This is a genomic window from Mycobacteriales bacterium (genome assembly GCA_035533475.1).
Classification (GTDB): domain Bacteria; phylum Actinomycetota; class Actinomycetes; order DATLTS01; family DATLTS01; genus DATLTS01.
This window is the reverse complement of the sequence record DATLTS010000060.1, coordinates 19,164-28,389: the sequence shown is the minus strand read 5'-3', so window position 1 is coordinate 28,389 and position 9,226 is coordinate 19,164. Positions and strand designations below refer to the sequence as shown.

General features: G+C 70.8%; 16 protein-coding genes. 9 read left to right on the top strand and 7 right to left on the bottom strand.

Translation table 11 applies throughout. From position 1 onward, the window contains the following. Window positions 1-344, top strand: a 344-nt coding sequence (locus VNG13_15000) for a helix-turn-helix transcriptional regulator (GenBank protein ID HVA61822.1), incomplete at its 5' end; no start/stop codon positions are given. 52 nt (window positions 345-396) lie between these two features. On the opposite strand, the gene VNG13_14995 is transcribed toward VNG13_15000, so the two are convergent. Further along, on the bottom strand, window positions 397-657 hold the full coding sequence (locus tag VNG13_14995) for a hypothetical protein (protein ID HVA61821.1): 261 nt from the start codon (window positions 655-657) through the stop codon (window positions 397-399). Between the two features lie 285 nt (window positions 658-942). Here VNG13_14995 and VNG13_14990 point away from each other — a divergent pair, with 285 nt between their 5' ends. After that, window positions 943-1,410, top strand: coding sequence for a DUF6262 family protein (locus tag VNG13_14990; GenBank protein ID HVA61820.1), 468 nt, complete (start codon window positions 943-945; stop codon window positions 1,408-1,410). Here VNG13_14990 and VNG13_14985 read toward each other — a convergent pair. The 3 genes from VNG13_14985 to VNG13_14975 form a co-directional block, all read right to left on the bottom strand. Beyond that, a complete protein-coding gene (locus VNG13_14985) occupies window positions 1,351-1,776 on the bottom strand; it encodes a hypothetical protein (protein HVA61819.1) in 426 nt (141 codons plus the stop codon). The two genes, VNG13_14990 and VNG13_14985, sit on opposite strands and share 60 nt — an antisense overlap. A gap of 133 nt (window positions 1,777-1,909) precedes the next feature. Beyond that, window positions 1,910-2,146, bottom strand: a complete 237-nt coding sequence (locus VNG13_14980; protein HVA61818.1) for a hypothetical protein — start codon at window positions 2,144-2,146, stop codon at window positions 1,910-1,912. A 16-nt stretch (window positions 2,147-2,162) separates the two neighbouring features. Next, window positions 2,163-2,336 (bottom strand): hypothetical protein, encoded by a 174-nt coding sequence (locus VNG13_14975; protein HVA61817.1) that lies wholly within the window; start codon window positions 2,334-2,336, stop codon window positions 2,163-2,165. Window positions 2,337-2,364: 28 nt separating this feature from the next. Between VNG13_14975 and VNG13_14970 the strand changes: the two genes are divergently transcribed. The 3 genes from VNG13_14970 to VNG13_14960 all read left to right on the top strand — a co-directional run bounded on the left by VNG13_14970 (window position 2,365) and on the right by VNG13_14960 (window position 3,656). After that, window positions 2,365-2,514 (top strand): hypothetical protein, encoded by a 150-nt coding sequence (locus VNG13_14970; protein ID HVA61816.1) that lies wholly within the window; start codon window positions 2,365-2,367, stop codon window positions 2,512-2,514. 237 nt (window positions 2,515-2,751) lie between these two features. Next, a complete protein-coding gene (locus VNG13_14965; protein HVA61815.1) occupies window positions 2,752-3,009 on the top strand; it encodes a hypothetical protein in 258 nt (85 codons plus the stop codon). 353 nt (window positions 3,010-3,362) lie between these two features. Beyond that, window positions 3,363-3,656: a type II toxin-antitoxin system Phd/YefM family antitoxin gene (locus VNG13_14960; GenBank protein ID HVA61814.1), complete on the top strand. Its 294-nt coding sequence runs from the start codon at window positions 3,363-3,365 to the stop codon at window positions 3,654-3,656. A 546-nt stretch (window positions 3,657-4,202) separates the two neighbouring features. Here the strand turns inward: VNG13_14960 and VNG13_14955 are convergent. Together VNG13_14955 and VNG13_14950 are read right to left on the bottom strand one after the other, a co-directional pair. Further along, window positions 4,203-4,520: a helix-turn-helix domain-containing protein gene (locus tag VNG13_14955; protein HVA61813.1), complete on the bottom strand. Its 318-nt coding sequence runs from the start codon at window positions 4,518-4,520 to the stop codon at window positions 4,203-4,205. Window positions 4,521-4,568: 48 nt separating this feature from the next. After that, window positions 4,569-5,504 carry an Rrf2 family transcriptional regulator gene (locus VNG13_14950; protein HVA61812.1) on the bottom strand — a complete coding sequence of 312 codons (936 nt, stop codon included), beginning with the start codon at window positions 5,502-5,504 and terminating at the stop codon, window positions 4,569-4,571. Between the two features lie 102 nt (window positions 5,505-5,606). Between VNG13_14950 and VNG13_14945 the strand changes: the two genes are divergently transcribed. The 3 genes from VNG13_14945 (at window position 5,607) to VNG13_14935 (ending at window position 6,795) form a co-directional block, all read left to right on the top strand. Then, entirely contained in the window at window positions 5,607-5,732 is a 126-nt protein-coding gene (locus VNG13_14945; protein HVA61811.1) for a hypothetical protein, read from the top strand. A 21-nt stretch (window positions 5,733-5,753) separates the two neighbouring features. Further along, window positions 5,754-6,068: a hypothetical protein gene (locus tag VNG13_14940; GenBank protein ID HVA61810.1), complete on the top strand. Its 315-nt coding sequence runs from the start codon at window positions 5,754-5,756 to the stop codon at window positions 6,066-6,068. A 256-nt stretch (window positions 6,069-6,324) separates the two neighbouring features. Then, complete coding sequence (locus VNG13_14935) at window positions 6,325-6,795, top strand: FABP family protein (protein ID HVA61809.1); 471 nt, start codon at window positions 6,325-6,327, stop codon at window positions 6,793-6,795. A gap of 218 nt (window positions 6,796-7,013) precedes the next feature. Here the strand turns inward: VNG13_14935 and VNG13_14930 are convergent, their stop codons facing one another. Next, complete coding sequence (locus tag VNG13_14930; protein HVA61808.1) at window positions 7,014-8,192, bottom strand: hypothetical protein; 1,179 nt, start codon at window positions 8,190-8,192, stop codon at window positions 7,014-7,016. A 19-nt stretch (window positions 8,193-8,211) separates the two neighbouring features. On the opposite strand from VNG13_14930, the gene mshD reads away from it, so the two are divergent. Continuing rightward, window positions 8,212-9,150: a mycothiol synthase gene (gene mshD / locus VNG13_14925; GenBank protein HVA61807.1), complete on the top strand. Its 939-nt coding sequence runs from the start codon at window positions 8,212-8,214 to the stop codon at window positions 9,148-9,150. Window positions 9,151-9,226 lie beyond the last annotated feature (76 nt).

The window sequence follows — 9,226 nt, the reverse complement described above, 5'->3', positions numbered from 1 at the left end:
GTCGGGGGGTGCCCGCCTCGTCCCCGGTCGTCCCGCCGACGCTCCTGCAACTCGGGACGCGGGTGCGCCAGCTCCGCGCGGACCGCGGTCTGACCGCGGGGCGGCTCGCGGAGCAGGCGGGCCTCAGCGTGCGCGGTGTGCTCTACCTCGAGCACGGCCACCGCGACCCGCGGGCGTCGACCCTGCTGGCGATCGCCGCCGCGCTGGGCGTCGGGGTCGGCGAACTGTTCGACGACGGACCCGCCGGGGGGGACACCCGATCCGGGTGGCACGCCGGGCAGGCCGACCCGCCCGGCGGCGACGGCCACCAGCACAAACAGCCGGGTGGCGGTGCGGCTGGGTGACCCGCCCGCGGGTCGATGCCCCGGGGGGAACGGCGGCCCGCGGGGGGCCTGGTCACAGGGGCGCTGTTCGCGGCCGGCGCGGCGCCCGGCCGGTGGTTCGCGGTTCCGGCGGGCCGGGGTCGGGGCGGCTCCTCGGCTCGGCGGGCCGGTCGCTGTCGGCCGCCCGCCGCTCCAGCTGGTCGTTGTGGCGGGCGCGGCGCGCCTTGCGGCGGACCCGCTGGATCGCGTTGTCGGCGGTCTTGGGCGGCAGGCCGAGCGCCCCGGCGATGCCGTACTCGCCGCAACGGCCAGGCGGGGGGTCACCGGGATCCACCGGGTAACGGGCGGCACACGCGCGGCGAATCGACCATCACGAGCACGTCCCGGCCGAACATTGAGCGGCCGTCCCGACCGCCAAACCCGACGTCGCGAAACGTCCCCCACCCGACGAACCTGGACGCGGACGACCGTCAGGCGATCGAAGCTGCCATCGCCACCATGCGCACCGGTCGTGCTGGTCTCACCGACGCCGTTCCTGTCGAACTGCAGGGGCTCGCACGCCAGCGTCGCCCCACGTTGTTCCCGACAATCGAACGAACGGCAGCGAAGAAGACCACCGGTGACTGATCGAAGCGAACAGCTGGCTCGCCTTCGCCGTGCCGACTCGGCTGCCAAGGCGGCACGCGTCGTCGCAGCCCTCGACGCCATGGTGGCCGCAGGGGGACCACCGGTGCTCGCCCTCCTCGCCCGCAAGGCCGGCGTCAGCCGCCGCTTCATCTACGATCACCCAGAGTTGCGCGCCGAGGTCAGCCGGCGAGCCGCAGAAGTCGCCGATCAGCACGTTGCGGCGACATCGGCAGGTGTCCGGGTGACGGCAGCTTCGCTGCGAGCGGATCTCGAAAACGCGAAGGCCCGCAACCATCGCCTGGAGGCGGACATGGCGGCTCTGCGCCGCCGGCTCGGCGAGATGCTCGGTCAGAGCGTCCTCGACGAGAGCGTCGGGGCGATCTGGCCACGGACCAGCGCCCTACACAGGGCCGTGTCGCCGAACTCGAGCAAAACCTCGTCGAGACCCAAGAGCTGTTGACATGACCTTCCACACCGTCGCCGGTGCCCGGGCGACCAGGATGAGGAACACCCCGACGCCCACGGTGTGCTCCCGCAGGTACTCCTCAGCGATCCGGTGCTTGCGCTCGCTCCGCTCACAGTCGATCACCCGCACCCCGTTCGCCTTCGCCCAGGCCCGTACCCGCCGGGAGATCCGGCCGGCCGGCCGGATCAAGTGCGCGTTGTCCAACGTGGCGTCGTCACCGTGCCAGCCCCGCCACCAGGTCCGGAACCCGCCCGGGGAGTAGCCCAAACTGAGGTGGGCGTTCAGCACGATCCGGTCCACGCAGTCGTAGCTACCGGTCAACAGATCCGCGTACCGCTCGCTGAACTCATCAGTCGCCATCCACGAACCGCAAGATCACCCACGGCTCGTCACCAAAACTGCCCCGAAGGGACCACCAGTTTCGAGCGAGCGAAGCGAGTCTCGGAACCGGCGTAGATGCCTTCCCAGCTATGGGGCAGTGGCCGAGCCTCGGTTAGCCGGCGACCCGCAGCGGCTTGGCGTACGCGGGCATGGTCAGTACCAGGGTGCCATCGGGGCGAATCTCAGTAACGATCGCCTCCATGCGTTCCGATCCGCCGTCTGCGGCGAGAACGTGCTGACCCTCATACGGATCGGTGTCCTCGTCCCAGTTGGCCAGGTTCGCATAGGCGCGACCGCCATCAACCTTCACGAAAGTCAGGTCAGCGGCCAGCACCGGCGGCGCATCCACCGCAGCCACGCTACGCCTACCAGTTCAGATCGAAGCGTGGGTCGAACAACCGCAAGGCCCCTTCATACTCCGGCAGCAACGCCTCCCGAATCTGGCGGCGTACCAACCGGGGCAGCGCCGCGGTGTAGCCAGGAAGGTCAGCCGGGTAGCCGGTGACGACCACGCCGCCATGCCGGTCGGCAAACGGCATCGACTGCCCGTCCTCGTAGAGCGTCCACGTGGAGCCTTTCCACCTGTTCCGCTACCTGGACGAGCGGGTGTTCGCATTCAACCGGCGCGACCTGACCGACCTCGGCCGCTTCACGGCCGTCCTCGGCATGGTCAGCGACCGTCCCCTCACCTACGCCGCGCTCACGGGGCACGCCTAGTCCTTGTGGCGTCTCGCGTCCAACTCGTCCTTCGAGACGGCGAGCAGGTTTTTCGTAAGTGCCTCAAATCGGGGGATGCTCCTCATTACCGACAGCTTCACTCAACGGGGTAACGCTGGGAGCCGGCGTGGGCGTTCCGTGTTTCTGAGGGCAATCCCGCGCGGAAATGCAATCGAGCCCGTGAGCGGGGGGAAGCTACTCGGTGATGGCGATCTGGCGCGGGATCGAGGAGGGGTCATGGATCGGGTCGAACGTGGTCACGGGCCGTCCCGCCCGGGTGGGACGGGACTCGTGCTGCCCGAGCAGCTGGCCCCCCGGCCTGCGGCGCTGCAGCTGATCGCCGCGTGCGTGCCGGAGGGCCGGATCGAGCGGGCACACCGCCGCTGCTTCCCCTCACTGCCGCGGCGCGTCGGTGCCGAAAGCGCGCTCGATCTGAGGCTGAGTCCGACGCTGAGCGGCGCGAGCCGTCGTCGGGGTGCCGGGCGGGCGGCGTGACCGGTGAGCCCGCGGCCGCTCGCTGGTCACCGGCGGGCGCAATCGACCGTCCCGATCTTCGAAACAAGCGCACCGAAAGGACCCGCCAGGCAGCCGGACCCCGGACTCTCATGATCTGTCGGGCAAGCGTCGCCGCGCCGCGCCGACCACCTACACATGGGTGGGACGGCCCAAACACCGATGACGGCGAGTCGTCGCTCGACGAAAATGAACTCCATGGCGGGTATGAAGCCCAGCGCGACGACTTTACGCACACCGTATGGCGGCGAGCCACAGTCCGCGCCGGCCAGCCCGGGTCCGTAGCCGAGCCTGTCCGGCCGGAAAGTTGTACAAGTTCCTGTTATCCTACCCCAATGGCGGAGGCGATAGTCCCAACCAGTGAGGTCCGAGCGGCCCTCGGTCAGATCACCAAGCGCTTCGACGCCGGGGACCCCGAGCCGGTCTTCTTCGGGTCGCACCGCCGCGTTCAGGCCGTGCTCGTGCCCATCTCCACCTGGGAGAAGCTGCTAGCCCACGCCGAGGACGAGCTGGACGTCGATCTCGCCCGTCGGCGCCTCGCTGACCGCCGTCCGTGGCTGAGCGAAGGGGAACTCGACGCGGCTATTGCAAGCGCGATGAAGAAGGCTTCCGGCCGCGAGTCGGCGTGACACGGCGGGCCAAGCCAGCCCGCTACCGGCTCAGCGCCCATCCCGCTGTTCCCGGTGATCTGGCCGCACTCGCCGTCTACGGCCCGCAGGTGGTGACCGCCGCCAGCACCGCGCTCGATGACCTCGCACACGGACGGGTAACCGGCAAGCTCCTCGGAGCCCGACAGATCAGCGGCGACCTGACCGGCCTCGCCAGCGTCAAGTTCGACCTACCTGGCAGTCCCACCCGCCGGTTCAGGCCCAAATTGAGGGGGTCCTCCGTAAGTCCTTGATCAACTCCTACTGCGTCGTCGCTAGGAAGTGCAAGCCGGCCCCTGAGCAGGGCGCACGCCACCGGGTGACGATCTTCGCCGCCTCCCGACCCGGCGACGGTGCGCGAGATCGCCCGCGAAACCCGCTGCGCGCGTCAGGCGGTCAGCCGGGCGCTGGACGGGCCGACATCCCCCGGGCACAATCGGCCCGGCAGCGGTCGATCGCGTCTCGGGGTAACCGGACGCCCGGACAGCGCCGCCGCCCAGCCGTGCGGCCCTCCAGTCGGACCTCGTCCTACGGGCCGACCGGGTCAACTCGCGGGGGAGGGGCGCCGGCCGAGTCGCGCCCGCCGGCGGGTTCGTCGACGAACAGCTCGCCGATCCCGACGCCCAGCGCGGCGGCCAGCGCCAGCAGGGTCCTCGCCCGCGAATCACGGCGGCCGTGCTCAAGGTAGAGCACCCCGCGCACGCTGAGGTCCGCCAGCTCCGCGAGCCGCTCCACGCTCAGCCCACGGTCCTCGCGGAGCCGACGAACCCGCGTGCCCAGCCGCCGCAGCGTCGGGTCGACGACCGGGGACGCGATGGGCACCGCCGACGAGATCAAGCCCCGCACCACCCCACCATAAACAGTTGTGCGCCTTTGGATGTCGAGATCGTCGGTTCAGCCTGCACGCGCGACAGACTCCTTGGGGTGTTCGACCGTGTGGGCGAGTTGGCGCAGCAGGGAGCGGACGAGGGTGCGGCCAAGTGTGCTGGGCAGTTCGGTGAGTGGTTCCGGCGTGCCGGGGGGTGGTCGCAGCCGGGCGCGGGCGCGGACTTCGGTGCGGACGGGGTCGAGTTGTTGAACACGTAGGGCCATCTCTAGGTGGATTGGGTCGCCCGCTGCGGTGGTGATCGCGCAGGCCAGGTCAAGCGTCGGTGGCCGGTCGGCCATGTCGCTTCGGGTTTGGATGGAGACGGCGACCTGGGTCGGTGCCCAGGACGGGGCAGCTGGGTCGAGGTGTTCGCGGAGAGCTTCGGCGTCCCGGGCGGCTGCCCCAACGATAGCGACCAGGTGGGGCTCGTGGCGCAGCGTGTCGGTGACCGCCATCGCGCCGTCTTCGATGTGCACGCGATCGGAGATCGTGATGGTCGTGCAGGTACGGCGGTGCGAGTCAGTCGGCGGCGTGGCGGTACCGGCCTGGAGTGCCCGGCCGCGGGCGACCAGGTCAGCGAGGCTGGTCGCGGCGAGCACGTCGCGGAGTGCGGTGGTCGCGGCGCGCCAAGTCTCGTGCAACGGGCAGACGGCGTCCCAGCGGCAGGGCCCGTCACCCAGCGTGCACCGGCCGGCGTTCAGCGGGCCTTCGCCGGCTTCCACGACCTCGAGCAAGCTGACTGTCTCCGGGGGGCGGACCAGCCGGTAGCCGCCGTCCTTGCCGGCTTTGGAGGCGGCGAGGCCCACCCGCACGAGGTCGGCGAGGATCTGGGAGGCGTAGGTCTGCGGTACCGCCATTTCGGCGACCACCTCGCGAATCTTGCGGCTCTCGCCGCCCGGGTGGGCGCGGGCCAAGCACAACGCGGACCGGACGACGTAGTCGCCGCGCTTGGTCAGGGTCATCCTCACTCCAGGAAGTGTAGTCGTCCCCTTGACGTATGGCGAGCGTATACCACGGTCGGGCCACACGACGTCCATAGGTGCACTATACGTGAGGAGCCGTCCATGACGGTCGTCGAGTCACCAGAGGACCGGGCGGCGCCGGACCGGGCGGGCGCAGTGCTGCTCCGTGATCCGGTGGTGCGCGGTCGCACGGAGCATCTTGCACCGAGCGACCCGCCCGGCGGCTGACACGTGACCCGCTCCCCGCGGGTGGCGAAGTTGCTGCGCAGCCGACGATTCCAATTCATGCTCATCTTGCCGAACCAAATTGTCTTCTGGCTGGTGATCCTGCTCGGTTTCGCGGGCACGGTGGTGCCCGGTTTGAACTTCGGCACGGCGATCACCTGGTACGTCTGGTTCTGCCTTGTCTTTGTGATGATGGTCGTGGTCGGCCGGGCGTGGTGCGCGATCCTGGCCGAGCGCGGCGCCAGTGTGGTGGCCGTGACCGCCCTCGGCAGACGAAACCAGGCGGGCATCAGGACCATCGTAAAAGCGTCGAGCACGACACTTCGGGGTTGCGCCTGACTTCTCACTCAGCCTGAGCCGCAGCTCAGCGGTGCAGATCGTTCTTGATGTCAGACCACTGAAGCGTCCTGAACCGTCCCCGCGGAAGAAACCCTTACCAGCAAGGACATTCGCCCAAACCCGAGCGTGAACTCAGGGACCGCCACGCGACGAAGACACCAGCTCCTGGGTTCGCACCGGTAGCCTCTCGGTCCGTGGACATTTCGCGGCGCGCGGAACCGCGCCCGCCGGGCACCCCCGGGTACGGGGCCTGACCGTGGACCTACCCGCGGCGCTCCAGCCACTGGAGTTCCTGCTAGGCACCTGGCGGGGCACCGGAGAAGGCAGCTACCCGACGATCCCCGACTTCGCGTTCACCCAGGAGATCACCTTCGTCTGCTACGGCAAACCGGTGCTGGCCTACACCTCGCGAACCTGGGCCAGCGACGACGGTCGACCGCTCGCCCATGAAAGCGGTTACTGGCGCCCGGCCGGCGACGGCACACTCGAGGTGATGCTGGCCCACCCCACCGGTGTCGTCGAGGTGTTCTACGGCGAGGTCACCGGGCAGCGGGTGGAGATCGCCACCGACGCCGTAGTGCGCACCCGCACCGCCAAGGAGGTCACCGCCGAGCACCGGCTCTACGGCCTGGTCGGAGCGGAGCTGATGTACGTCGAGGAGCTGGCCGCGGTCGGCGAGGCGCTCCAGCCGCACGTCTCGGCGCGCCTGCAACGAGTGCAGGAGTAAGGCCCCAGCGATAGCGGGTTTTCGGATCCGCGCCGGCGCCCCAGACGTCCGAGCCCGCCGCTGCCCAGGCGGCTCGCCAGCCAAGCCCACGAGGACGGGTGGCGCGAAGCCTGCGCCCGGCCTCGCGGGTCCACACCTCGCCGCCGCACTCCGTCGCCGCACTCCGGACCGCAAAATACGGCACCACGGATGGGGCCGTACGCGGTCGAAACGATCGGTTACAGTGCCACGGCGTAGAGCGCGGCGACCAGCCCGGACCAGGCGCCGACACCGAGCAGGCCCCGGGTCGCCGTCCGGTCAGATCGGCCGAGCAGCACGAGTTGGCCGACCACGATGGCCTCATTGGCGGCCCGGACGAACTGCACGTCCCGCGCCCAGACCACGCTTACCGCGATCAGCGCGGCCACCACCCAGCCCACCCGGATGTCCGGGGGGAGGCGGGAACGGGACCAGCCGAGCGCCACCACGACGAGCAGGGCGGCGAGCAGGATCCGATCCGCGAACCAGATCCCGTCGAGCACGCCCTGGTGGCTGAGCCCGATCGAGCTCACCCCGGAGAAGAAAGTGCGGATCGGCGACAGGAACGGCAGCGCGAGCTGCCCGTGGCCGGACTGCACCGGCAAGCGGCCACCCCACACGCCGCGCAGATGGAACTGCCAGGCGATCTCCACCGCAGCCGGCACTGCGAGACAGCCGATCGCCGCGGCGTGGCCGGTAAGGGCATCGCGACGGTGGCGATCCCGCCACGCCCAGTAGGCGGCGGTCAGCGCGAGACCGAACACGACGGCGAGTGTGGTCTCCCGGGTCAGGGCGGCCGCGGTGAAGGCGAGTGCGGCCAGGCCCCGCCGCCGGCTGGTCCAGGCGAGCAGTCCGGCGAGCAGGGCGGCGGTCGCCAGCGGCTCGGTGAGGTCGCGGGCCAGCGCGATGAGCAACGCCGGGGACGCGGCCAGGCCCACCCCCCACCATGGGGAACGGCCGAGCCGGCGGGCCCACAGCGCCCCCAATCCGCCGACCGCGAGGACCGCCAGCGCGTTGACGAGGACGAGGGCCAGCGAGGTGGCCGCACCGGTCACCCGGGCGAGGAGCCAAGCGGTGGCCGGATACCCGATCCGCTGCTGGCGGTAGCTCGGGTTGTCCAGGGTGATCCCGTCCGCGGTCACCCGGCGGGTCAGCGGGTCCTGGGCGAGCCGGTAGTAGAACTGCCCGTCGTACCCGGTGCTGTGCGCGGTGACCGGCAGGTCGGGGGTAGCGCCGTGGACGAACGCGCTGCCGGCGACGGCGAAGGCGCCGAGCCGGCCGCCGTGGGTCGCCACCCGGATCCCGACGAACCCGAGGACCAGCAGCCCGGTGACGACCATCGCGGCCGCCACACCGCGGACCCGGGAGACAGCCGACATGGGCCCTATGGTGGCGGCTGTGACCAGTGTGGACGCCTCGACCCGCCTGGAACGGCGTGACCGGCTCACCGACGCCGAGGTTCGCGAGGTTCTCCGGCTCGTCGACGAGGTCACCGACGCCGACGGCGTGCGGCCGCTGTCCGAGCACGTCATGCTGCATCTGCGCTACGGCGGGGACGCCCCCGCCCACAACCTGCTGGTGTGGTCCGGCGACCTGCTCTCCGGCTACGCGCATCTCGACGTGACCGACGTCGTCGAGGGTCCCAGCGCCGAGGTCGTGGTCCGCGGCGAGGCCCGCCGATCCGGGCTGGGGCGGCTGCTGGTCGAGGCGCTGCTCGCCGACTCCCCGGACGGCCGGATGCGGCTGTGGGCGCACGGCCAGCAGACCCTCGACTCCGCGGCCGCGCTCGCCCATGCCATGGGCTTTCACCGCGAGCGCGTGCTCTGGCAGATGCGGCGATCCCTGTTCGCTCCGCTGCCGGCGCCGGACCTGCCGGCGGGCGTCAGCGTCCGCACCTTCGTAGTCGGGCAGGACGAGGCGGCATGGGTCGAGGTGAACAACCGGGCGTTCGCCGACCACCCCGACCAGGGCCAGTGGACGATCGCGGACCTACGGACCCGGGAGCGGGAGCCGTGGTTCGACGCAGCCGGGTTCTTCCTCGCCGAGCGGGCCGGGCGGCTGGTCGGCTTCCACTGGACGAAGGTGCACGGAGCGGGCGCGAACGGCGCGCACGACCACGAGCCGATCGGCGAGGTCTACGTCGTCGGGGTCGACCCGTCCGCGCAGGGCCAGCGGCTGGGCCCGGCGCTCACGCTGATCGGACTGCGCCATCTCCGGGCCCGCGGCCTGTCCCAGGCGATGCTGTACGTCGACGAGTCCAACACCAACGCGATCAAGGTCTACGAGGCGCTCAGCTTCGCCCGGTGGGACATCGACGTGTGCTTCCGCACCGGCTGACCCGCAACGCTCCACGACGGCCATGCGACCAAGGCCGCGGACGGTGACTGGCGCCAACCTCCCCCGCTCCGCGACC